At 46.0% G+C, this 23888-nt stretch carries 18 protein-coding genes and 1 other RNA gene; 17 read left to right on the forward strand and 2 right to left on the reverse strand.

Annotated features, from left to right (window positions below):
• Positions 1 to 2: 2 nt before the first annotated feature.
• On the reverse strand, positions 3 to 401 hold the full coding sequence (locus tag AB4583_RS01955; protein WP_017059277.1) for a YraN family protein: 399 nt from the start codon (positions 399 to 401) through the stop codon (positions 3 to 5).
• A complete protein-coding gene (locus tag AB4583_RS01960; protein WP_372116180.1) occupies positions 388 to 2205 on the reverse strand; it encodes a penicillin-binding protein activator in 1818 nt (605 codons plus the stop codon). The genes AB4583_RS01955 and AB4583_RS01960 overlap by 14 nt, the downstream gene beginning before the upstream one ends.
• 61 nt (positions 2206 to 2266) lie before the next feature.
• On the opposite strand from AB4583_RS01960, the gene rsmI reads away from it, so the two are divergent.
• From rsmI to secA, 17 genes are all read left to right on the forward strand, one after another.
• Positions 2267 to 3133: a 16S rRNA (cytidine(1402)-2'-O)-methyltransferase gene (gene rsmI / locus AB4583_RS01965; protein ID WP_019824587.1), complete on the forward strand. Its 867-nt coding sequence runs from the start codon at positions 2267 to 2269 to the stop codon at positions 3131 to 3133.
• 176 nt (positions 3134 to 3309) lie between these two features.
• An RNA gene (rnpB, locus tag AB4583_RS01970) (RNase P RNA component class A) lies at positions 3310 to 3749 on the forward strand.
• A gap of 228 nt (positions 3750 to 3977) precedes the next feature.
• Positions 3978 to 4928: a 16S rRNA (cytosine(1402)-N(4))-methyltransferase RsmH gene (gene rsmH, locus AB4583_RS01975; RefSeq protein ID WP_017066240.1), complete on the forward strand. Its 951-nt coding sequence runs from the start codon at positions 3978 to 3980 to the stop codon at positions 4926 to 4928.
• 3 nt (positions 4929 to 4931) lie between these two features.
• A complete protein-coding gene (gene ftsL, locus AB4583_RS01980; RefSeq protein ID WP_017062901.1) occupies positions 4932 to 5249 on the forward strand; it encodes a cell division protein FtsL in 318 nt (105 codons plus the stop codon).
• Positions 5246 to 7003: a penicillin-binding transpeptidase domain-containing protein gene (locus AB4583_RS01985; protein WP_372116183.1), complete on the forward strand. Its 1758-nt coding sequence runs from the start codon at positions 5246 to 5248 to the stop codon at positions 7001 to 7003. Before ftsL ends, AB4583_RS01985 begins: the two co-directional genes overlap by 4 nt.
• An 18-nt stretch (positions 7004 to 7021) precedes the next feature.
• Positions 7022 to 8506, forward strand: coding sequence for a UDP-N-acetylmuramoyl-L-alanyl-D-glutamate--2,6-diaminopimelate ligase (gene murE / locus AB4583_RS01990; protein WP_372116186.1), 1485 nt, complete (start codon positions 7022 to 7024; stop codon positions 8504 to 8506).
• Positions 8506 to 9879: a UDP-N-acetylmuramoyl-tripeptide--D-alanyl-D-alanine ligase gene (murF, locus tag AB4583_RS01995; protein ID WP_372116189.1), complete on the forward strand. Its 1374-nt coding sequence runs from the start codon at positions 8506 to 8508 to the stop codon at positions 9877 to 9879. Before murE ends, murF begins: the two co-directional genes overlap by 1 nt.
• The gene (gene mraY / locus AB4583_RS02000; RefSeq protein ID WP_017059284.1) at positions 9876 to 10958 is read left to right on the forward strand and encodes a phospho-N-acetylmuramoyl-pentapeptide-transferase; all 1083 of its coding nucleotides are present in this window, start codon (positions 9876 to 9878) and stop codon (positions 10956 to 10958) included. Before murF ends, mraY begins: the two co-directional genes overlap by 4 nt.
• Before the next feature lie 57 nt (positions 10959 to 11015).
• A complete protein-coding gene (murD, locus tag AB4583_RS02005; RefSeq protein WP_372116192.1) occupies positions 11016 to 12332 on the forward strand; it encodes a UDP-N-acetylmuramoyl-L-alanine--D-glutamate ligase in 1317 nt (438 codons plus the stop codon).
• A gap of 22 nt (positions 12333 to 12354) precedes the next feature.
• Positions 12355 to 13551: a cell division protein FtsW gene (gene ftsW, locus AB4583_RS02010; protein WP_372116195.1), complete on the forward strand. Its 1197-nt coding sequence runs from the start codon at positions 12355 to 12357 to the stop codon at positions 13549 to 13551.
• A gap of 12 nt (positions 13552 to 13563) precedes the next feature.
• On the forward strand, positions 13564 to 14625 hold the full coding sequence (gene murG / locus AB4583_RS02015) for an undecaprenyldiphospho-muramoylpentapeptide beta-N-acetylglucosaminyltransferase (RefSeq protein WP_017062898.1): 1062 nt from the start codon (positions 13564 to 13566) through the stop codon (positions 14623 to 14625).
• A 13-nt stretch (positions 14626 to 14638) separates the two neighbouring features.
• Positions 14639 to 16099: a UDP-N-acetylmuramate--L-alanine ligase gene (gene murC, locus AB4583_RS02020; RefSeq protein ID WP_372116198.1), complete on the forward strand. Its 1461-nt coding sequence runs from the start codon at positions 14639 to 14641 to the stop codon at positions 16097 to 16099.
• Positions 16100 to 16377: 278 nt separating this feature from the next.
• Positions 16378 to 17070: a cell division protein FtsQ/DivIB gene (locus AB4583_RS02025; RefSeq protein ID WP_017059290.1), complete on the forward strand. Its 693-nt coding sequence runs from the start codon at positions 16378 to 16380 to the stop codon at positions 17068 to 17070.
• On the forward strand, positions 17063 to 18331 hold the full coding sequence (gene ftsA, locus AB4583_RS02030; protein ID WP_010434747.1) for a cell division protein FtsA: 1269 nt from the start codon (positions 17063 to 17065) through the stop codon (positions 18329 to 18331). Before AB4583_RS02025 ends, ftsA begins: the two co-directional genes overlap by 8 nt.
• A 31-nt stretch (positions 18332 to 18362) precedes the next feature.
• Positions 18363 to 19592, forward strand: a complete 1230-nt coding sequence (gene ftsZ, locus AB4583_RS02035; protein ID WP_017059291.1) for a cell division protein FtsZ — start codon at positions 18363 to 18365, stop codon at positions 19590 to 19592.
• A 96-nt stretch (positions 19593 to 19688) separates the two neighbouring features.
• A complete protein-coding gene (lpxC, locus tag AB4583_RS02040; RefSeq protein ID WP_010434751.1) occupies positions 19689 to 20606 on the forward strand; it encodes a UDP-3-O-acyl-N-acetylglucosamine deacetylase in 918 nt (305 codons plus the stop codon).
• Between the two features lie 390 nt (positions 20607 to 20996).
• A complete protein-coding gene (gene secA, locus AB4583_RS02045) occupies positions 20997 to 23723 on the forward strand; it encodes a preprotein translocase subunit SecA (protein WP_017059292.1) in 2727 nt (908 codons plus the stop codon).
• The last annotated feature ends 165 nt before the right edge of the window (positions 23724 to 23888 follow it).

Here is a 23888-nt window from a genome sequence, read left to right on the forward strand (position 1 = left end):
GTTTATCCTTGGGTAATCGCGTTTTGAATCCAGTCGATAGTGTCATTCGGCCCTTCAATGGCAACAATATCAAACCTGAAATCTGTAGAGTGCACCGACAAGCCTTGCTGCATAAGCCAAACATTGGCTGTTTTGAGCAGTTTCTGTGACTTCTTGGCAGTCACCATTTCAGCGGCATGTCCGTAGCGGGTTTGCTTGCGGTATTTTACCTCAGCAAACACAACCGTATTGTTATGGCGCATTATAAGATCAATCTCGCCACATTTTGCTATGAAGTTTTCTTCTATTAACGATAAACCGTGGTTAATCAGATAAGATTTTGCCACGGCCTCGTATTTATCACCCACTTGTTTGTGGGTGATGGTTGGTTTGGATAGGAACTTTCGGCTAAAAAGCCCCATGCTCTGCCCAGCTGATTTCACGTTGAACCACACAGTTGTTATCGATGGTTAGCACACCCGTTTCACCTGGAATGCTGTAACCTTGCACGGCTTTCATCTGTGGCAGTGCATCCATTAGATAGTATGCATCCATTCCTAGTGCTTGCAGACGCTTTTGGCCGTTTGAGTGCGCAGGCCATAGGTCGTTGAGCTCTTTATTAAGCTCGTTTTTATTCTCAACTAATAGTGGGATATCGCTGTAGAACACACCGGTTAGGTCTTCATACTGCTTATCACCGCTGTTGCTGCGTGAGTTTGAGAACAGAGCGGGCTGGCTAGCATCAGGGTTAATTGCAACTTCAATGAAGGGTTTGATTAGCGTTAGCTCTGAGTTCTTAGCCACAATGTAGACAGAATCGATATCACGACGGCTGCGTGGCTCGGTTTCTAGGTCTAGGTTCAGTAACCCGTCCATTTGAGCGATACGCTGTTGGCTCTCTTGCAGGCCGAATACCTGATTCACATTACGTTGCAGTTGGCGTTTGTCAGAGAATAAGCTGATAGCCACATCGTTGCTGCTGTATTTTTTCCACTCTTCTTTAAACGCTTGCTCAACACGCTCACCTAAACGTCCTCTTGGCGCAAGGATAAGCGGATACTTGTAGCCTTGAGCAAATAGGTGTTTCGCTGCCTGAGCAACTTCTTGTTCAGGCGATAGAGCGAGATAGCAAATATTGGTATCAGGTTCTAGTTGCGTTGGAATGTTCAGAGCTAAAGCTGGAATCGAATTCTCGTGGTTTTTCTGCGCTTGCTGAAGCTTAGTAATGTTGCTCTTGATCAGCGGACCCACAATGAAATCAACGTTGTTCTCTTCCAGTGTCGCTTTAATCTCAGCAGCACTTTGCACGTTGGTATCCATTACTGTCAGCGTTGCATCTTCTTCGCGTTCTTTGTCGTTCATCATCGCAAAGATGAAACCGTCACGCACAAGTTGTGCCTGCTTGCCGTACTTACCGGTTAGAGGCAGTAATAGTGCAGTGCTGGTTGGCTTGCTGATCTCTAGCGCCAAGATGTCAGTGATCGCCTGAGGTGTATATGTTGCTGCTGGGTGCAGAGAATTCTCTGCTAGCCAATCAGACAGGGTTTCCTGCAGGTTTGGAAGGTTTGAATTCAGCGTCTTCATGTAAATCGCCAGCTGTAACCAACCTGCAAGAACGTCTTCTGTAGGCGACGTCTTAAGCTCTAGAATCTCATATTGAGAGTAGCTATTTAGGTTTTGCCAAATACGGTCGGCAGTTTGCTGTTGAAGCTCGTCGTCAGCCTCTAGGTACTCTGAATAGAGCACTAACTCACGGCTTGCCTCGAAATACTCACTCTTCATCTCTGAGATGTTCGCGCGTAGCTCGTGATAATCTTTCCACTGCTCGTTCGGAAGCTTCCACCAAGGCTGGAAGTTTAGTTGGCTATAAGCTTGATCTGGCTGTGAGTTATTCACCAGCAGCTGAGCGCGCGCTAATTGCCATTCCGCTTGTTGCGTTTCGCTCAGCTCTTGTTTTGCTAAGCGTTTAATCAGCAGAGTTGCTTGATCGGTTTTTCCAACTTGCACAGAAGCCTTAAGCGCCATGATTAACCAGTCGTTTTGTAGACTTCCTTTGCTACTATCCGCCTGCATCATGTAACTTTCAGTTGATTGCGCTGGATCTAGTGTAATATCAACGCTCGTTGGTGCTTGAGGACCTGAAGAACAAGCCGCCAATGTAATTGCTAATGCAATTGGAGTTAGTAAGCGTGGTACACTGAGTCTCTTATGGTTCATCGTTGCCATGAGTTCTTTAAATTCCGTATAAATTTGTATCTATATTAATCGTTGAAGTGATGGTAAACAAATGACAGATAACAAAACCTTGCTCACAGAGAGCCCAACTCTCTACATTGTGCCAACCCCAATCGGAAATTTGGGAGATATCACTCAAAGAGCAATTGAAATTTTATCAAGTGTCGATGTTATTGCAGCCGAAGACACACGCCACACGGGTAAGCTGCTTGCTCACTTCAATATATCAACCAGAACGTTCGCTTTACATGATCATAATGAACAAACTAAAGCGCAAGTTCTAGTCGAAAGGTTATTAGAAGGTCAGTCTATCGCATTAGTCTCTGATGCGGGTACACCTTTAATCAGTGACCCAGGTTACCATCTTGTCTCACAATGTCGTCAAGCGGGTGTGAGAGTTGTGCCACTTCCTGGTGCTTGTGCAGTGATTACGGCATTGAGTGCGTCTGGTTTACCGTCTGATCGTTTCAGCTTTGAAGGCTTTTTGCCGCCAAAGAGCAAAGGTCGTAAAGATAAGTTCTTAGAGATCGCAAAGGCAGAGCGCACCTGTATCTTCTATGAATCACCACACCGTATTTCAGACTCTTTGCAAGACATGCTTGAGATTCTTGGCCCTGACCGTGAGGTTGTATTGGCGCGTGAGCTAACTAAAACCTTCGAAACCATCCAAGGGCTGCCACTGGGTGAACTTATTGAGTGGATTGAAGAAGACGCGAACCGTAAACGCGGTGAGATGGTGTTACTGATTCACGGCCACCGTGAAGAAGCGAGCACAGAATTGCCAGACGAAGCGACTCGCACACTAGGCATTCTAACCAAAGAGCTGCCTCTTAAAAAAGCGGCGGCAATGACGGCAGAAATCTACAATCTGAAAAAGAACGCTTTATACAAATGGGGCCTAGAGCATCTAGACAACTAGAAACCTCTTTATAGAGTAGCTAACCTGTATTGAAAAGCTTGTGAGGGATGATGGTATTGCCGTCATTCCTCTTTTTTTGTTTGAATTGTGTGAAATTCACGCAGTTGCTTAGAGGTTTGCACCATATTTGTGATCTCGCTAGACACTGCACCCTAATCTCTATACAATCCGCCCTCGGAGTTGAACGGGTAATCGCTGCTTTGCTGATGTCCTTCGGGAGACTGACGTTGAGGTCCTTCGGGAAACTGACGTTGAAGTCCTTCGGGAGACTGGCAGAGGGGAGGAACGTCCGGGCTCCATAGAGCAGGGTGCCAGATAACGTCTGGGGGGCGCGAGCCCACGACAAGTGCAGCAGAGAGAAGACCGCCGATGGCCTCATTTCTTCGGAAGGGGCACAGGTAAGGCTGAAAGGGTGCGGTAAGAGCGCACCGTGCGACTGGCAACAGTTCGTAGCAAGGTAAACTCCACCCGGAGCAAGATCAAATAGGCCCTCACATTGCGTTGCTCGCGTATGGGGGCGGGTAGATTGCTTGAGCCTGTGAGCGATTGCAGGCCTAGACGAATGGTTACCGCCGCGCAAGCGGAACAGAACCCGGCGTATGTGTCAACTCCACCTATATAAAGAACCCATCATTACTTAACGGTAGTGATGGGTTTTTTGCTTTATATTGACGTAAATTATTTAGATTTCCTTAGAATCCTTCATCCTGATATGAGCTTGGGTCAAAAATTCCCAAAGCCTATACACAATATGGTGGAGATACGGCGTGAAATCAGTACACTAAAACGTTAATAGAACAAATTATTGCCGAACTAATGGCTCAATCCACTCACTGAGAAGACTATGACAGAAGCATTCAAACATATTTCAGTATTGCTTAACGAATCTATTGACGGACTTGCGATCAAACCTGACGGTACCTACATCGATGGTACTTTTGGCCGTGGTGGTCACAGCCGTACAATCCTGTCTAAACTGGGCGAGAATGGACGACTCTTTAGTATTGACCGCGATCCACAAGCGATTGCAGAAGCGCAAAAGATTGATGACCCTCGTTTTACGATTATTCACGGCCCGTTCTCAGGTATGGCTGAATATGCGGAGCGTTATGACTTAGTCGGTCAAGTGGATGGTGTGTTACTGGATCTAGGTGTTTCTTCACCACAGCTAGATGACGCTGAGCGTGGCTTTAGCTTCATGAAAGACGGTCCGCTTGATATGCGTATGGACCCAACAACCGGTATTCCTGTCTCTCAGTGGTTAGTTGAAGCCGATCTTGATGACATCACATGGGTTATCCGTGAGTTCGGTGAAGACAAACACGCTCGTCGTATCGCGAAAGGCATCATCGCTTATCAAGAGAATGAAGAGAACGAACCTCTAACGCGCACTGGTCAGTTGGCTAAGCTTATCTCGGATGTAGCTCCAAAAAGCTTCAAAGAGAAAAAGCACCCAGCAACACGTGCTTTCCAAGCCTTCCGTATCTACATCAACAGTGAACTTGAAGAGATCGATACAGCCCTGAAAGGCGCAGCAAGCATTCTTGCTCCTGAAGGCCGTTTGTCTGTTATTAGCTTTCATTCTCTTGAAGACCGCATGGTGAAGCGCTTTATCCGTAAAGAGAGCCAAGGTCCGCAAGTACCACATGGCCTGCCACTAACAGAAGAGCAGATCAAAGCGCTAGGCAGTGCTGATCTTAAGCCTGTTGGTAAAGCGATCAAGCCTTCTAAAGATGAAGTGGATGAGAATACTCGTTCGCGTAGCTCAGTATTACGAATCGCAGAAAAGCTATAGTCAATGAAGACCTCCAAACCTAACTTAGCCAAGATAATATTTTTTGATTTGATCTCCGTGGGTAAAGTCCCATTGGTGCTGCTTATCTGTATCTTCGCGAGCGCGATGGGGGTCGTTCTCACGACACACATGTCACGTCAGGCAATCACGCAAAAAGACATGGCATTGAGTGAGCGTGAACAGCTTGATAATGAATGGCGAAATTTAATGCTTGAAGAGACGGCTCTGGCTGAACATAGCCGCGTTCAAGCATCGGCAAAACGAGAGCTAGATATGAAACGTCCAGACTCCGACAAAGAAGTTGTGATCACACTGAAATGACCGGAAAAAAGGAAAAAGCCCCCGCGAAAGCCGTTAAGAAACCAACGAAAGAGCGAGTGAAGAGCGAAAAGGACTCGGATCCAATTCTGATTAAATGGCGTTTCAACGTCGTTATTGCTTTTGTGTTGGTTGCCTTTTCTGTACTAGTAGGTCGTGTGGCTTACATCCAAGTCATTGAACCAGATAACTTAATTCGTCAGGGCGACCTTCGTTCTGTACGTGTTAAGGCTATTCCTTCTGCCCGCGGTATTATTTCAGACCGCAATGGCGAACCACTTGCCGTCAGTGTGCCTGTTGAGGCGGTATGGGCTGACCCGAAAACCATCTTCGATAAAAATGGCATGGCCCAAATTGATCGTTGGTATGCGCTAGCTGATGTACTTGGCTTAGATCGACAATCGATGATCAACAAGATCTCCAGCGACAAATCTCGTCGTTTTATCTACCTACAAAGACAAGTTAGCCCAGCAATGGCGAAATACATCCGCGACTTAAAGCTGGTGGGTATTGGTCTTAAAGCAGAATCACGTCGTTATTACCCAGCCGGTGAAGTCAGCGCGCATCTTATTGGTGTGACCGGAATTGATGGACACGGCCTAGAAGGTGTCGAGCGCAGCTACGATAAGTGGCTCACGGGTGAAGCAGGTAAACGTACAATCCGTAAAGACCGTTACGGGCGAGTAGTTGAAAACATTGCACTAGAAGAGCGTGAAGAAGGTAAACCACTCGAATTGACCATCGATCAGCGCTTACAAGCCATCGCTTATCGAGCGATTAAACAGGCGGTAGCCGATCACAAGGCGACGTCTGGATCTGCCATCTTATTAGACGTAAAAACGGGTGCGGTTTTGGCCATGGTTAACGCACCGTCTTACAACCCAAACAATCGTGCTGATTTACAAAGCTTTAAGATGCGTAACCGCGTGATCACCGATGCTTTTGAGCCAGGTTCGACGGTTAAGCCGTTTGTTGTTCTTGCCGCTCTCGAAAATGGTACCGCGGATGCTGATACTGTAATTGATACGGGTAACGGCATCATGCAAATCGGTGGTAGCCGTGTACGTGATACTTCCAAAGTTGGTAAGGCAGACTTGGCGTTAATCCTTAAGAAGTCGAGTAACATCGGTGTGGCGAAGTTAGCACTGGATATGCCACTTGAAGCGCTACTGGGCATGTACAGTTCTGTTGGTCTTGGCGAGATGTCTGGGCTGAATCTAGTCGGTGAGACCGCGGGTATTTTCCCGAACCGTCGACGCTGGTCTAAGTTTGAAATCGCTACCTTATCCTTTGGTTATGGTCTAGCGATTACTCCGCTGCAATTGGCTCATGCCTATGCGACGTTAGCGAATCACGGTGTTTACGAACCTATCCATATCGTTAAAAGCAACGACCAAAATTTCTCAAAACAGATCATCAAGCGCGAAAATGCTGAGTTGGTTTTGAACATGCTAGAAGGCGTAACCCAAAAGGGCGGTACAGCGACAAGAGCTGCCGTGCCGGGTTACCGAGTAGCAGCAAAAACAGGTACATCTAGAAAAGCGATTTCCGGTGGTTATGGAGACGAGTACTTCGCCTATACCGCAGGTGTTGCTCCAGTGAGTGACCCAAGAGTCTCTTTGGTTGTGATGATCAATGAACCTCAAGGTGACCTCTACTATGGTGGCTCGGTCGCAGCCCCTGTTTTTTCTGAAATCATGAAGGGCGCACTGCAAATTCTGAATGTCCCTGCTGATGAAAACAAGTTTCAAGAATAGAGCCAATCAGGATTCAATATGAGTAATAGCCTCACGCTGTCATCTTTACTTTCTCCTTGGGGTGACTTTAGTTCACCTGAGCTGGATGCGATTGCCGTTGAACAGTTGGAGTTGGATAGTCGTGCCATCAAAGACGGCGATATTTTTGTTGCTGTAGTTGGGCATGCTGTTGATGGCCGTCGTTTCATTGACAAAGCGGTCTCACAGGGAGCCAATGCCGTTATCGCACAAGCTGATGCTGAAAAGGCCCATGGTCTGATTGAGTGGTTGGATGCTGTTCCGGTTGTTTACATTAAAGACCTTAACTTGGTGTTATCTGAGTTGGCCGGTCGTGTTTACTCGTCTCAGGCGACTAAGCTGATTGGTGTTACCGGCACCAATGGCAAAACCACTATCACCCAATTGATTGCTCAGTGGCTAGATTTAGTCGGCCAACGCTCTGCGGTAATGGGCACCACGGGTAACGGTTTTCTAGACAACCTTAAAACGGCGGCGAATACGACCGGTAGTGCGATTGAAATACAACGTACGCTGAGTGAGTTGGCTGAAGAAAACGCTGTTTATACCGCGATGGAAATCTCGTCTCATGGTTTGGTTCAAGGCCGAGTTAAGGCATTGGATTTTGAGGCTGGTGTATTTACTAACTTGAGCCGTGACCACTTGGATTACCACGGCACGATGCAAGAGTACGCTCTGGCTAAGAAGAGCTTGTTTACTCAGCATAAGTGTAAGCACGCTGTGATTAATGTTGATGATGAAGTCGGTAAAGCTTGGATGGCTGATCTGTCCAATGCAGTAGCTGTGTCATTGCTTCCGTTATCGGGCTACCAGCAGTCAGTATGGGCATCGGATGTTGCTTATGCAGAGACGGGTATCAAACTCGCTTTTGATGGTAGCTGGGGGCAGGGACAACTGTCTGTTCCTTTAATTGGCCAGTTCAACGCATCAAATGTATTGGTTGCTTTCGCGACCCTACTTGTACTAGGCATCGACAAGCAAACCTTGATCGACACAGCACCTCAATTGCAACCTGTTATTGGTCGCATGGAATTGTTCCAAGTACCAAACAAAGCAAAAGTGGTTGTCGACTACGCGCATACACCTGACGCATTAGAGAAAGCATTGGCAGCACTACGTGTACATTGCTCTGGAAAGCTATGGGTAATCTTTGGCTGCGGTGGTGATCGAGATACAGGCAAGCGCCCTATGATGGCGGTTACCGCAGAGCAGTTCGCCGATAACATTATTATTTCAGATGACAACCCTCGCAGTGAAGACCCGGCATTGATTGTTAAAGACATGCTGGCAGGTTTAAGTGAGCCTGAAGTCGCCTTTGTTGAACACGATCGCTTTCAGGCGGTTAAGTTTGCTCTAGAGCAGGCGGGTAATAACGACATTATTCTTCTGGCTGGTAAAGGCCATGAGGATTACCAAGTATTAAAAGACAAAACGATCCACTATTCGGATCGAGAGTCAGCACTACAACTTTTAGGTATTTCATAATGATTGATGTATCACTCGAGCAGATCTGCTCCGTGCTCAGTGGTCAGCTGATAGAGGCTGGCAAATCGAGCAATAGTTTGATCAATGCGGTTTCTACCGATACTCGCACCGTTGAAGAAGGTGCACTGTTTGTTGCTCTCGTAGGTGAACGTTTTGATGCGCATGATTTTTGTGGTCAGGCTGTTGAGGCCAATGCGAGTGCGTTATTAGTTCAACGAAAACTTGACCTAAATATTACTCAAGTTGTTGTTGAAGACACTAAACTTGCTTTAGGTCAGCTAAGTGCTTGGATCCACAAACAATGTAACGTGCCAACCATGGCGATAACAGGAAGCTGTGGCAAAACGACCGTCAAAGAGATGGTCGCGAGTATTCTACAACAACGTGGCAAAGTGCTGTTTACAGCGGGTAACTTCAATAATGATATTGGAGTACCACTAACCTTGCTGCGCAGTGAACCCAATGACGACTATGCCGTGATAGAACTGGGCGCGAACCACATTGGTGAAATTGCCTATACCACGCAGCTTGTGAAACCACAGGTGGCCTTAGTGAATAACGTTGCTGCCGCGCATCTAGAGGGCTTTGGCTCAATTGATGGTGTTAAACAAGCGAAAGGCGAAATTTTTCAGGGGCTTGCTGCTGGTGATACTGCTATTGTTAACCTAGAGAGCAATGGTGGTGACTTCTGGAAAGATGTGCTTGCAGACAAAAACGTACTGACCTTTTCTGAAAGTGATGACACGGCGGATTACTTTTCGACGAATATTCGCATCAACGAGCAGGGTGAAGCTTGCTTTGATATGCAGACCCCGCAAGGCGCTATCGATGTCGAACTTGGCATTATTGGTCAGCACAATGTAGCCAACGCATTAGCCGCAGCAGCACTGAGCATTCAATTCGGTGCCACGCTTGCAGAAATTAAAAGCGGTTTAGCGAATCTTATCTCAGTTAAAGGCCGAGTTGAGGTTCAACAATTAAGTCAGAATATCAAGCTGATAGATGACAGTTACAACGCCAGTGTACCGGCAATGAAGGCTGCAGCTAAATTGTTGTCGAGCTTCAAAGGTCAGCGTTGGTTGATTTTAGGCAATATGGCTGAGTTAGGCGATGAAAGCCTTGCACTTCACCGTCAAGTCGGTGAATATGCTGCCCCATTCGCTTTTGAGCATGTACTCACTTACGGTGATGATACCAAGGTGATTAGTGAAGTGTGTAACGGCACTCACTTTGCAACGCATGAAGCGATGATCGCGCACATAGAGCAGCACTTGAGCTTGCCAGAAAACGCGCCACATACCTTGTTGGTAAAAGGCGCCAATAGTGCAGGAATGAGTAAAATAGCCGCTGCTTTAAAGGAGAACTTTTCATGATAATTTGGCTTGCAGAGCTACTACAGCCACACTTTTCTTTTTTCCGTTTGTTCGAATACTTATCGTTTCGTGCAATCGCGAGCATTTTGACGGCTTTATGTCTGTCGCTGTGGATGGGACCTCGTTTAATTGAGCGTCTGCAAATGCTGCAAATTGGCCAAGTTGTTCGTAATGACGGCCCAGAATCTCACTTCAGTAAGCGTGGTACACCAACCATGGGTGGTGTGATGATCCTTGCTGCGATCATCATTACGGTCTTACTTTGGGCTGACTTATCAAACCCTTACGTTTGGGCCGTACTTGTCGTGCTAGGCGGTTACGGTGCAGTTGGTTTTGTTGATGATTATCGTAAAGTCGTTCGTAAGAACACTGATGGCTTGATTGCGCGTTGGAAGTACTTCTGGCAATCGGCTATTGCATTGGTTGTGGCGTTTGCTCTGTATGCTCATGGGCAAGACACTGCTGCGACACAATTAGTGGTGCCTTTCTTTAAAGATGTGATGCCACAACTTGGTTTACTGTACATTGTTCTAACTTACTTTGTTATTGTGGGTACCAGTAACGCGGTAAACCTAACTGATGGCCTAGATGGCTTGGCGATTATGCCAACGGTTATGGTTGCTGCGGGTTTTGCTGTTATCGCTTGGGCGACAGGTAACGTTAACTTTGCAGCATACCTACACATTCCATACATCCCATACACCTCTGAACTGGTGGTGGTATGTACTGCTATCGTTGGTGCAGGCCTTGGCTTCCTATGGTTTAACACTTACCCAGCACAAGTATTCATGGGCGATGTTGGCTCTCTAGCACTGGGTGGTGCGTTAGGTGTGATTGCGGTACTCGTTCGTCAAGAGTTGGTACTAGTGATCATGGGTGGTGTGTTTGTAATGGAGACTCTGTCAGTGATTCTGCAGGTGGGCTCTTACAAATTGCGTGGTCAGCGTATTTTCCGCATGGCACCGATTCACCACCACTATGAACTTAAAGGTTGGCCAGAGCCGCGTGTTATCGTGCGTTTTTGGATAATCTCAATGGTATTAGTACTGGTTGGCCTAGCGACACTGAAAGTTCGTTAATCCTGTATGAGCCTCTGAATAGGGGCTCTTTAAAACTATTAAGAGCATCTTGTTTAAATGGAACGTTGGCAAAATATTCAAAATGTAGTGGTTGTGGGGCTCGGTATTACCGGGCTCTCTGTCGTTAAACATCTCGTAAAATATCAGCCCCATACTTGCGTAAAGGTAATTGATACGCGAGAGCTACCACCAGGAAAGGAATCTTTGCCTGAGTCGGTTGAGCTGCATTCTGGAAGCTGGAATAGCCAATGGCTAGCTGAGGCTGATCTGGTGGTTGCTAACCCAGGCATTGCTTTAGCGACACCTGAAATTCAAGATGTGCTTCAAGCGGGTACGCCTGTCGTTGGCGACATCGAGCTGTTTGGTTGGGCTGTAGATAAGCCTGTTGTGGCGATTACTGGTTCAAACGGTAAGAGTACCGTGACTGATCTGACTGGTGTGCTTGCTAAGGCTGCTGGGCTTAATGTTGGCGTTGGCGGCAATATTGGCATTCCTGCCCTAGACCTTCTAGAACTTGATGCGGATTTATATGTCCTTGAACTTTCAAGTTTTCAGTTAGAAACTACATCGAATTTAAAACTTGCCGCTGCGGCATTCTTAAATCTGTCTGAAGATCATATGGATCGCTATCAAGGCATGGCTGATTACCGTGAGGCCAAGTTAAGAATCTTTAATAACGCGCAGTGTGCGACTGTTAATCGTGAAGACAAAGAGACTTACCCTGACCAGACAATGCCATTGTTGACTTTTGGCCTAGATAACCAAGAGTTTGGTGTATCAACGATTGATAGTACTGAGTGGTTGGTCGATCACGGTAAACCTGTCCTTGCTACCCAAGATTTAACATTGGTTGGACGTCACAATGTGGCGAATGCGTTAGTCTCACTTGCACTATTGAAGCAAGTTGGTATCGACTACAGCAAAAGTCTTGATGCTTTGAAGGCCTATAACGGTTTGACGCATCGTTGCCAAGTCGTGGCTGACAAGCGCGAAATCAAATGGGTTAATGACTCCAAAGCAACGAATGTAGCCAGCACATTGGCAGCCCTGACTGGGTTGGAGTATCAAGGTACGTTATATCTTTTGGTTGGCGGCGTTGGTAAAGGTGCTGACTTTAGTGAGCTTGAACCAGTATTGGCGCAACTTGAGCGTGTTCAGCTGTGTTGTTTCGGTGAAGATGCAGATCAATTCATGCCTCTGCACCCATCGGCACAAAAGTTCGATACCATGCAGCAGATAATCGAATCTATCTCGCCACAGCTGGTGGCTGGAGATATGGTGATGCTGTCTCCGGCGTGCGCAAGCTTCGATCAATTTAATAATTTCATGGCAAGAGGTGATGCGTTCACTGAGCTTGCTCATGAGTATGCTTAACGTGTTGAAGGACTAACATTCAGTGCAAAGAGTCAAAGAGATTAATCAATCCATCTGGCAGTGGCTAAACCGTGCTACTCCCGAGGCGCTTTACGATCGTCAATTGGTGTGGATTGCTCTTGGGCTAATGCTGACAGGTTTGGTGATGGTGACGTCTGCTTCGTTCCCCATCAGTGCTCGTTTAACCGATCAGCCGTTTCACTTTATGTTCCGTCATGCCATCTTCCTTGTATTGGCGTTAGGTGTCTCTAGCGTCATATTGCAAATCCCGATGCAACGCTGGTTTCAATACAGTATGTATCTACTGGGCTTGTCCTTCTTCTTGCTGATTGTGGTATTAGCCGTCGGTAAGTCGGTTAACGGCGCATCGCGTTGGATCCCATTAGGGCTATTTAACTTACAACCCGCTGAAGTCGCCAAGTTATCGCTGTTTATCTTTATGGCGGGCTACTTGGTTCGGAAGCAAGATGAAGTGAGAAAAACCTTCTTCGGTGGTTTTGGTAAACCGATCATGGTATTCGGCGCTTTTGCCGTGCTGCTGCTAGGCCAGCCCGATTTAGGTACAGTAGTTGTAATGCTGGTGACCCTGTTCGGCATGCTATTCATTGCTGGTGCCAAGCTTTCACAGTTTATCGCCTTGATGGTGGCAGGTATTGCCGCGGTCGTCGGTTTGATTGTTATAGAACCTTATCGTGTTCGACGTGTTACCTCATTCTGGGAACCTTGGAACGACCCGTTCGGCAGTGGTTACCAGTTAACTCAGTCATTGATGGCGTTTGGCCGTGGTGATTGGATGGGGCAAGGGCTTGGTAACTCGATTCAAAAACTCGAATACTTACCAGAAGCGCATACCGATTTTGTATTTGCTGTGTTGGCTGAAGAGCTTGGCTTTGTCGGTGTTACCTTAGTATTAATGTTGATCTTCAGCTTGGTGTTAAAAGCCATTCTGATAGGTAAAAAAGCCTTTGAACACGATCAAGTGTTCAGCGGCTATCTGGCTTTTGGTATTGGTATTTGGTTTGCGTTTCAGACGCTTGTTAACGTAGGTGCTGCATCTGGCATCGTTCCGACCAAAGGTCTAACCCTACCGCTAATCAGTTATGGTGGTTCGAGTTTAATTGTTATGTCTGTGGCGGTATCAATGCTGCTGCGCATTGACCACGAATGCCGAATGCAACAAAAAGAACAAGCTGATAGTCAAAACAAATTAGTAGAATAAGAATCTAACGTGATGAAACAAAACAAAAAACTTTTAGTGATGGCTGGTGGTACTGGCGGTCACGTTTTCCCAGGGTTAGCAGTAGCGAAAAAGCTTCAGCAACAAGGTTGGGAAATTCGCTGGTTAGGCACAGCAGACAGAATGGAAGCGGATTTAGTGCCAAAGCATGGCATTGAAATCGACTTCATCAAAGTGAAAGGCCTGCGTGGTCAAGGCATTAGCAAGTTAATTAAAGCGCCGTTCCAGATTATTAATGCCATACTTCAAGCAAGGCAACACATCAAAGCATGGCAGCCTGATGTGGTACTTGGTATGGGTGGCTACGTGAGTGGCCCGGGTGGTATCGCGGCATGGTTGTCTGGCATTCCAGTGGTTCTCCATGAACAAAATGCAGTGGCAGGTTTAACCAACCAATGGCTGTCTAAGATTGCTAAAAAGGTTTTCCAAGCTTTCCCTGGTGCTTTCCCTACCGCAGAAGTGGTGGGTAACCCAGTACGCGAAGATGTGGTTGCCTTAGCTGAACCCGAGCAACGCATGGCTGAGCGTGATGGTGACATCCGCATCTTGGTTATGGGCGGCAGTCAGGGCGCAAAAATCCTAAACGATACCTTGCCAGTAACGATGGCGCAGCTTGGTGAAGGCTTCACTGTGATGCACCAAGCGGGTAAGAACAATCAACAACAAGTTATTGAGCAATACAAATCACATTCTGTTGGTAATGTTCAAGTGACTGAATTTATTGATGATGTGGCGCAAGCTTATGAGTGGGCAGATCTATTAGTGTGTCGCTCAGGTGCATTAACCGTATCAGAAGTGTCTGCGGCAGGTGTCGGTTCTATCTTCGTTCCGTTTATGCACAAAGACAGACAACAAGCGTTGAATGCCGACCATTTAGTTGAATGTGGCGCAGCGTTAATGATTGAACAGCCTCAACTAACGGCTGATAAGCTAGCGAACACTATCGCGCAGCTTGATAGAAATGAATTAAAAATGATGGCAACAAAAGCTCGTCAAGCCGCCAAGCTTGATGCTGATGTGACCGTCGCTGAAGCGATTAAAGCTTTAGCAAAATAATGAGATTGAATTGATGACGATTGAACATACCCAAGACTTAGCGCAAATCCGTGCAATGGTGCCAGAGATGCGCCGTGTTAAATATATCCACTTCATTGGTATTGGTGGTGCCGGAATGAGCGGGATTGCTGAAGTCTTGCTAAATGAAGGCTACCAGATCACGGGTTCTGATATTGCTCAAAACCCAGTGACTGATCGTTTAGTTAGCAAGGGTGCAACCGTTTATATCGGTCACCAAGCGAGTAACGTTGCCGACGCAAGTGTGGTGGTTGTTTCAACCGCTATCAACGAAGAAAACCCAGAAATTATTGCAGCTCGTGAAGCGCGCACACCGATCGTTCGTCGTGCAGAAATGCTGGCTGAGCTGATGCGTTTTCGTCACGGTATTGCTGTGGCAGGTACGCACGGTAAAACAACCACGACTGCGCTAGTGACACAGATTTACTCGGAAGCTGGCCTAGATCCAACCTTCGTAAACGGTGGTTTGGTGAAAAGTGCAGGCACAAACGCACGTTTAGGTTCAAGCCGTATCCTTATCGCTGAAGCCGATGAAAGTGATGCGTCATTCTTACATCTGCAACCTATGGTTAGTATCGTAACTAACATTGAAGCGGATCATATGGATACCTACGGCGGCGATTTTGAAACGCTAAAGCAGACGTTTATTGATTTTTTACACAACCTACCATTCTACGGTCAGGCTGTGATGTGTGTTGATGATCCAGTAGTGCGTGAGCTTATTCCTCAGGTGAGCCGCCAAGTGATTACTTACGGTTTCTCTGAAGATGCGGATATTCGTATTGAAAACTACGTACAAGAAGGTCAACAAGGCAAGTTTACGGTTGTACGTGAAGGTAAAGCTAACTTAGATATCACGTTGAACATTCCAGGTCGCCACAACGCATTGAATGCATCGGCTGCGATTGCTGTTGCAACAGAAGATGACATCAGCGATGAAGCGATTCTCAAAGCGATGGCGGGAACGGAAGGCACGGGTCGCCGTTTCGATCACCTAGGTGAGTATGAAACAGGTAAAGGCGTTGCAATGCTGGTCGATGATTACGGTCATCACCCAACCGAAGTTGATGTGACGATTCAAGCTGCTCGTAGTGGCTGGACTGATAAACGTCTTGTTATGATCTTCCAACCGCACCGTTATAGCCGTACTCGCGATCTGTATGATGATTTCGCGAACGTTCTTGAGCAGGTTGATGTCCTAATTCTGTTAGATGTTTATTCTGCAGGTGAGAAACCTATTGCAGGGGCTGACGGACGTTCATTAAGTCGAACTATTCGTGGGCGTGGTAAGATAGACCCAATCTTTGTTGCCGATATCAACGCACTGCCATCGGCTTTAGCCAACGTAATTCAAGGCGGTGACCTTGTTTTAACGCAGGGTGCAGGCGATGTTGGTCGAGTAGCGAAGCAGTTGGAATCGTTACAGTTAGACATTAATAAAATGCAGAACGCGTAACAGAATACTGTCTACAGACTGTGGTCAATCGCTCACTTCTTGCGATTGACCTAAAATTGACCAAAAATCTTATTATCAACGTTTGATAGTTTGATTTTGCTCAGTATAATTCATAGGTTAAAGTAAGTGCTTTTACCTCTATTACGAAGATAGGGAATAGAATTGCGAACCAACGACAGGGAATGCGGGCTTTGGTAGAAAGTACTTTTAGCGAAAACCGCCACCTATTCAGTTTACCGTCGCTCAAGAAACACGCCTTAGGCGGGTCTTTTTTTGTCATGGTATTGCTATTCATTGGGTTTCTTTTCTATACCACACTAACTTGGATGTGGGACGATCAGCGATTGCCTCTCTCCAAAATAGTACTTCAAGGCGACTTAACTTACGTAACCGCTGGTGATGTTCAACATGCCTTTAGCGAGCTAGAGCACATTGGAACCTTCATGTCGCAAGACATCGGTGTGTTGCAAGACAGTTTAGAAGCGTTACCTTGGGTTTCAGTGGTCTCCATTCGTAAGCAGTGGCCAGACACAATAAAAGTATTTTTGACTGAGTACCATGCGGCAGCAATCTGGAACGGTAACATGCTGCTGAATGACGATGGTCAGGTGTTTAATGGTGATATCGGCCTGTTGAAGGGCGATAGAGTTAAGCTTTACGGCCCAGACGGCACCAGCCAAGAAGTGATAGAAAAGTGGCGACAGATAACCCCTTTGATTAACAGTCTAGGGTTAACCGTTACCTCTCTCGTTCTCAATGAGCGTCGCGCTTGGCAAATAATCCTAGATAACGGTATCCGTTTAGAACTAGGTAAAGATTCTTTAGATGAGCGTGTTGAACGCTTCATTTCGCTTTACAACGAACTTGGTAGTAAAGCGAATCAAGTGAGCTACATCGACCTCAGGTATGATACGGGAGCCGCTGTAGGCTGGTTTCCAGAGCAAGAGTTAGAAGAGAGCACAGATGACTAAGACCGCAGATGACAACATAATCGTTGGTCTTGATATAGGCACTGCGACCATATCAGCTCTGGTTGGTGAAATATTGCCTGATGGTCAAATCAATATCATTGGTTCTGGGCAAAGCCCATCCAGAGGTATGGATAAAGGTGGTGTAAACGACCTAGAGTCGGTAGTTAAGTCGGTTCAGCGAGCTATTGATCAAGCAGAGTTGATGGCGGAATGCCAAATCAGCAATGTATTTATCTCGCTATCGGGTAAACATATCGCAAGCCGAATTGAAAAAGGCATGGGCACTATCTCTGATGAAGAGGTGTCTCAAGACGATATGGATCGAGCGATCCATACCGCGAAATCAATTAAAATAGGTGATGAGCAGAGAATTCTGCACGTGATCCCACAAGAATTTACCATTGATTATCAAGAAGGGATTAAGAACCCACTTGGCTTATCTGGTGTTCGAATGGAAGTCAGTGTTCACCTAATTTCTTGCCATAGCGACATGGCGAGAAACATTATTAAAGCTGTTGAACGATGTGGTCTCACAGTAGAACAAATCGTGTTTTCAGGACTTGCCTCAAGCAATGCGGTAATTACTGAAGACGAGAGAGAGCTTGGAGTATGTGTTGTCGATATCGGTGCGGGTACAATGGATATTTCCATTTGGACTGGCGGCGCACTTCGACACACAGAAGTCTTTTCCTACGCAGGAAATGCAGTAACCAGTGATATTGCCTTCGCTTTCGGCACGCCAGTGAGCGATGCTGAAGAGATAAAAGTAAACCATGGTTGCGCTCTGAGTGAACTCGTAAGCAAGGATGACTCTGTTAACGTCCCAAGTGTTGGTGGTCGCCCATCGAGAAGTTTGCAACGACAAACTTTGTCGGAAGTGATTGAACCACGTTACACTGAACTTATGGGTCTCGTTAACCAAACTATTGATACGGTTCAATTACAGCTACGAGATGAAGGTATTAAACACCACCTTGCAGCTGGCGTCGTTCTCACTGGTGGAGCGGCACAAATTGACGGATTGGTAGAGTGTGCGGAACGTGTTTTCCGCAATCAAGTTCGAGTTGGTAAGCCGTTAGAAGTTAGTGGCTTAACTGACTATGTTAAAGAGCCGTATCATTCTACGGCGGTTGGTTTACTTCATTACGCAAGAGATTGTCAGATCAGTGATGAAGGTGATTACAGCGAACCTAAGCGTTCAGCACCTTCTATGTCTGGTTTATTTGGCAAATTGCGTAATTGGATACAAAAAGAGTTTTAACCTGAGTTGCAGGAAAAAACGGAGATAACACATGTTTGAACCGATGATGGAAATGTCTGACGATGCAGTAATTAAAGTCGTTGGAGTTGGTGGCGGTGGCGGTAACGCTGTTGAGCACATGGTACGTGAATCAATCGAAGGCGTAGAATTCATCAGTGTTAACACTGATGCACAAGCACTTCGTAAAACAAGCGTGAGCAGCGTGATCCAAATTGGTGGTGATATCACTAAAGGTTTGGGCGCTGGTGCAAACCCACAAGTAGGCCGTGATGCAGCTCTCGAAGATCGAGAAAGAATTAAAGAAGTTCTAACTGGCGCCGATATGGTATTTATCGCAGCTGGTATGGGCGGTGGTACTGGTACAGGTGCTGCTCCAGTTATTGCTGAAGTTGCGAAAGAGTTGGGTGTGCTGACGGTTGCTGTTGTAACTAAGCCATTTAGCTTTGAAGGCAAAAAGCGTTTAGCGTTTGCTGAGCAAGGTATTGAAGAGCTTTCTAAACATGTGGACTCATTAATTACGATTCCAAATGAAAAGCTACTTAAAGTACTTGGCCGCGGCGTAACTCTGCTAGAAGCTTTCGCAAGTGCAAATGATGTACTTAAAAACGCTGTACAAGGTATCGCTGAGCTAATTACTCGCCCTGGTATGATTAACGTCGATTTCGCGGATGTTCGCACCGTAATGTCTGAGATGGGTCATGCAATGATGGGTAGCGGTATCGCAAAAGGTGAAGACCGTGCTGAAGAAGCTGCTGAAACAGCAATTTCTAGCCCACTACTAGAAGACATCGACCTAGCTGGCGCGCGTGGCGTTCTTGTGAACATCACTGCAGGCCTAGATATGCGTCTAGATGAGTTCGAAACAGTAGGTAATACAGTTAAGGCATTCGCATCTGATAATGCAACAGTTGTGATTGGTACTTCTCTAGACCCTGATATGACAGATGAAATCCGCGTAACTGTTGTTGCAACAGGTATCGGCACAGAGAAAAAACCAGACATTACATTAGTTGCTGGTGGTAAAGCTAAGGTTGCACCAACTCCTCAACCACAGGTAGCGGCTCAAACTGCACCAAAAGTGGAAGAGAAAGTGGCACAACCATTGCAAGAAAAAACTGAGGTTAAACCTCAAGTTAAGCCGCAACCAACAACGTCACCTGTTTCTTCAGGTACAGGCGCTAGCCAAAGTGCAGCACCTAAGGCTGAAAAAGAGAGTGGATACTTAGATATTCCAGCATTCTTACGACGTCAGGCTGATTAACAAATACCCAAAATTTGACTATCGTCGAATTAATGGTAAAATTCGCGGTCGGTAAATACTGACCGTGATTTGTAGCACTGATAACGAGGCAAGCAGATGATCAGACAACGTACTCTGAAAGAAATTGTGAAAACAACTGGTGTGGGTCTCCACTCTGGTCGTAAAGTCACACTTACTCTTCGCCCGGCAGCTGCAAATACAGGTATTGTTTATCGTCGTACAGATGTAAATCCACCTGTAGATTTCCCAGCTGATCCAGCGTCAGTTCGTGACACTATGCTATGTACAGCTCTTGTTAATGACGAAGGCGTACGTATCTCTACAGTGGAACACCTTAACGCAGCTTTAGCGGGTATGGGCATCGACAACATTATTGTTGAAGTAGATGCTCCTGAAATCCCAATTATGGATGGTAGCGCAAGCCCATTCGTATACTTGCTACAGCAAGCGGGTGTAGAAACACTGAATGCAGCGAAGCGTTTTATTCGTATCAAAAAGCCTATCCGTTTTGAAGATGGCGATAAGTGGGCAGAGTTTGTTCCATTTAACGGCTTCCGTATGGACTTTGAGATCGACTTTAACCACCCAGCAATTGAATCTGATGAGCAACGTTTGTTGTTTGATTTCTCTTCACAAGGTTTTGTGAAAGAAATCTCTCGCGCTCGTACTTTCGGCTTCATGCGCGACATTGAGTATCTACAATCTCAAAACCTAGTACTTGGTGGTAGCTTTGATAATGCTATCGTACTTGACGAATACCGAATTCTTAATGAAGAGGGTCTACGTTTTGACAATGAGTTCGTAACTCATAAAGTACTAGATGCGATTGGTGACTTGTACATGTGTGGACACGCTATTATTGGTGAGTTTCGTGCATACAAATCAGGTCACGGCCTAAACAACCAACTACTACGTGCAGTACTTGCTGACGCAGAAGCTTGGGAATGGGCAACATTCGAAGAAGAAGTAGGCTCTCCTGTTGCATTTGCTGAACCAGGAATGGTTCTAGCGTAATTGTTGTTTACAGCAATATAAGATTTCGAAAACCAGGTCATTGACCTGGTTTTTTTGTATCTATTTTCCAGATACAGTGTCGTCAACATCCGAAAGTTGTCTCCCAATGAGCTGCAGTCTGGCTAATCCATCAGCAATTAGAAAGAAAAGTTCCAAGCACATCAAACAAATGGGGTTATAAATGGTTGTTGGTGTGAAAATTACTTACACTAAAGGGCATTAATTTTAACTCAAGCCTTGAAAACTCTACTCTCAAGTACAATATCAAAGATACTAGATTTATCTCAGTATCCTTGGTTAGTAACTGAAGACTAGTTCATAGCTAGTAGAGACACTGACGGCATTTAAAATAGATCGCGGACGATCTGAGAACGAAGAGATTCCAAGCACATGATTACTAAGCTGCTGACAAAGGTAATTGGCAGTCGCAATGACAGAACACTGCGCCGCCTTAGAAAAATTGTAAAAGAAATTAATAACTTCGAACCAACGTTTGAAGCACTTTCAGACGAAGAACTAAAAGCAAAAACGGTTGAATTTCGTGAGCGCTTAGATAAAGGTGAATCGCTAGACCAACTTCTACCTGAAGCATTTGCTACGGTACGTGAAGCGTCTAAGCGTGTTTACGGCATGCGTCACTTTGACGTGCAAATGATTGGTGGCATGGTTCTAAATGCTGGCCAAATTGCAGAAATGCGTACTGGTGAAGGTAAGACTCTTACAGCAACCCTACCAGCTTATCTTAACGCCCTACCTAGCAAAGGTGTTCACGTAGTAACGGTGAACGACTACCTAGCGAAGCGTGATGCGGAAACAAACCGCCCATTATTTGAATTCCTCGGTATGACTGTTGGCGTAAACGTGCCAAACATGGCTCCACCAGAGAAGAAAGAAGCGTACCAAGCGGATATCCTATACGGAACAAACAACGAGTTTGGCTTCGATTACCTACGTGACAACATGGCTTTCCGTGCTGAAGATCGTGTTCAACGTGAGCGCTTCTTTGCTGTTGTCGATGAGGTTGACTCAATCTTAATCGATGAAGCTCGTACTCCACTTATTATCTCTGGCCCAGCTGAAGATAGTTCAGATCTTTACACGCGTATTAACACGTTGATCCCTAACCTTGAGCGCCAAGATAAAGAAGATTCTGAAGAGTACCGTGGTGAAGGTCACTACACCATGGACGAGAAATCGAAACAGGTTCACCTGACTGAAAACGGTCAAGAATTTGTAGAAGAGCTAATGGTCAAAAACGGCCTGATGGAAGAGGGTGACACGCTTTACTCTCCAACTAATATCAGCCTATTGCACCATGTTAATGCAGCGCTGCGTGCACACGTACTGTTTGAGAAAGACGTCGACTACATCGTTACTGAAGAAGGCGAAGTGGTTATCGTTGATGAACATACTGGTCGTACTATGCCAGGTCGTCGTTGGTCTGAAGGTTTACACCAAGCTGTTGAAGCTAAAGAAGGTGTGAAGATTCAGAATGAAAACCAGACGCTAGCATCGATTACATTCCAGAACTTCTTCCGTCTATACGAAAAACTGTCAGGTATGACAGGTACAGCCGATACAGAAGCTTTCGAATTTCAGTCTATCTACGGCCTAGAAACAGTGGTTATCCCAACCAACAAGCCTATGGTTCGTAACGATATGCCAGATGTGGTTTATCGTACCGAAGAAGACAAGTTCAATGCGATCATTGAAGACATCAAAGACCGTGTAGCTGCTGGTCAGCCATCATTGGTTGGTACGGTTTCTATCGAGAAGTCTGAACTACTGTCTAACGCACTGAAAAAAGCAAAAATTAAGCACAGCGTTCTAAATGCTAAATTCCACGAAATGGAAGCAGAGATCGTTGCACAAGCTGGTATGCCGAGTGCGGTAACTATCGCAACTAACATGGCTGGTCGTGGTACCGATATCGTATTAGGTGGTAGCTGGCAGGCACAAGTTGAGAAGCTAGAGAATCCAACCAAAGAGCAGATCGAGAAGATCAAAGCTGACTGGAGAGTAATCCACGATAAAGTGCTTGAGTCAGGTGGTCTGCACATCATTGGTACTGAGCGTCATGAATCTCGCCGTATCGACAACCAGCTACGTGGTCGTTCTGGTCGTCAAGGTGATGCGGGTTCTTCTCGTTTCTACCTATCAATGGAAGATTCTCTGCTACGTATCTTCACATCGGATCGTATGGCTGGTCTTATCCAAAGTGGTATGGACGAAGGCGAAGCGATCGAATCTAAGATGCTTTCTCGCTCAATTGAAAAAGCACAACGTAAAGTTGAAGGTCGTAACTTCGATATTCGTAAGCAGCTTCTTGAGTACGATGATGTAGCCAATGACCAACGTAAAGTGGTTTATGAGCTTCGTGATGAACTGATGAGCTCTGACGATATCAGCGAGATGATCGAACACAACCGTGAAGATGTATTGGCATCAGTGATTGATGAATACATCGCACCTCAGTCTCTTGAAGATATGTGGGATATCGCGGGTCTGCAAGATCGTCTGAAGAATGACTTCGATCTAGACTTTGATATTCAAGGTTGGTTAGACGAAGACGACAAGCTTTATGAAGAAGCATTGCGTGAGCGTATTCTTGCTATGGCGGTTGATTCGTACAAACAGAAAGAAGAAGTGGTTGGTGCTCAAGTACTGCGTAACTTCGAGAAATCTGTGATGCTACAAACGCTAGACGGCCTTTGGAAAGAGCACTTGGCTGCGATGGATCACCTTCGTCAAGGTATCCACTTACGTGGTTATGCTCAGAAGAACCCGAAACAAGAGTACAAGCGCGAGTCGTTTGAACTGTTTGAAGGCCTACTAGATGTACTGAAAACAGACGTTGTTACCATCCTTTCTAAAGTGCGCGTTCAGCAACAAGAAGAAGTTGAAAAGATGGAAGCTCAACGTCAAGCTCAAGCTGAAGAAGCGGCGCGTCGTGCACAAGCGCAACATGCAACAGCTGAAAACCAGCTAGCTGACGATGAAGCTGAAGCAGCATCTCCACAAACGGTAGTGCGTGACGAGCGTAAAGTTGGCCGTAACGAGCCATGCCCATGTGGTAGCGGTAAGAAGTACAAGCAGTGTCACGGTAAAATCGCGTAAGTTTAATGAATCGTTGCTGTAGCGCATGATAGCTGCGTTGGTGGTACTCACTTACAGTCGTAAGCTCCGTGCCACCGCCTTGCTCTCATACACTACAACTTAGCTTCATAAAACTGACAAATAGAATATAAAGAGTCGCTTAGGCGGTAATGCCGTTCACTTAAG

Source organism: Vibrio sp. 10N.222.49.C12 (assembly GCF_041475025.1).
Lineage (GTDB): Bacteria > Pseudomonadota > Gammaproteobacteria > Enterobacterales > Vibrionaceae > Vibrio > Vibrio crassostreae_C.

Bases quoted from the DNA above. Each gene is read 5' to 3' on its own strand.
- murG (WP_017062898.1), top strand. From the start codon at position 13,564: ATGAAACAAAACAAAAAACTTTTAGTGATGGCTGGTGGTACTGGCGGT.
- rsmH (WP_017066240.1), top strand. From the start codon at position 3,978: ATGACAGAAGCATTCAAACATATTTCAGTATTGCTTAACGAATCTATT.
- murD (WP_372116192.1), top strand. From the start codon at position 11,016: ATGGAACGTTGGCAAAATATTCAAAATGTAGTGGTTGTGGGGCTCGGT.
- murC (WP_372116198.1), top strand. From the start codon at position 14,639: ATGACGATTGAACATACCCAAGACTTAGCGCAAATCCGTGCAATGGTG.
- AB4583_RS02025 (WP_017059290.1), top strand. From the start codon at position 16,378: ATGGTATTGCTATTCATTGGGTTTCTTTTCTATACCACACTAACTTGG.
- murF (WP_372116189.1), top strand. From the start codon at position 8,506: ATGATTGATGTATCACTCGAGCAGATCTGCTCCGTGCTCAGTGGTCAG.
- rsmI (WP_019824587.1), top strand. From the start codon at position 2,267: ATGACAGATAACAAAACCTTGCTCACAGAGAGCCCAACTCTCTACATT.
- lpxC (WP_010434751.1), top strand. From the start codon at position 19,689: ATGATCAGACAACGTACTCTGAAAGAAATTGTGAAAACAACTGGTGTG.
- ftsA (WP_010434747.1), top strand. From the start codon at position 17,063: ATGACTAAGACCGCAGATGACAACATAATCGTTGGTCTTGATATAGGC.
- AB4583_RS01960 (WP_372116180.1), bottom strand. From the start codon at position 2,205: ATGGCAACGATGAACCATAAGAGACTCAGTGTACCACGCTTACTAACT.
- ftsZ (WP_017059291.1), top strand. From the start codon at position 18,363: ATGTTTGAACCGATGATGGAAATGTCTGACGATGCAGTAATTAAAGTC.
- secA (WP_017059292.1), top strand. From the start codon at position 20,997: ATGATTACTAAGCTGCTGACAAAGGTAATTGGCAGTCGCAATGACAGA.
- AB4583_RS01985 (WP_372116183.1), top strand. From the start codon at position 5,246: ATGACCGGAAAAAAGGAAAAAGCCCCCGCGAAAGCCGTTAAGAAACCA.
- mraY (WP_017059284.1), top strand. From the start codon at position 9,876: ATGATAATTTGGCTTGCAGAGCTACTACAGCCACACTTTTCTTTTTTC.
- ftsL (WP_017062901.1), top strand. From the start codon at position 4,932: ATGAAGACCTCCAAACCTAACTTAGCCAAGATAATATTTTTTGATTTG.
- murE (WP_372116186.1), top strand. From the start codon at position 7,022: ATGAGTAATAGCCTCACGCTGTCATCTTTACTTTCTCCTTGGGGTGAC.
- AB4583_RS01955 (WP_017059277.1), bottom strand. From the start codon at position 401: ATGGGGCTTTTTAGCCGAAAGTTCCTATCCAAACCAACCATCACCCAC.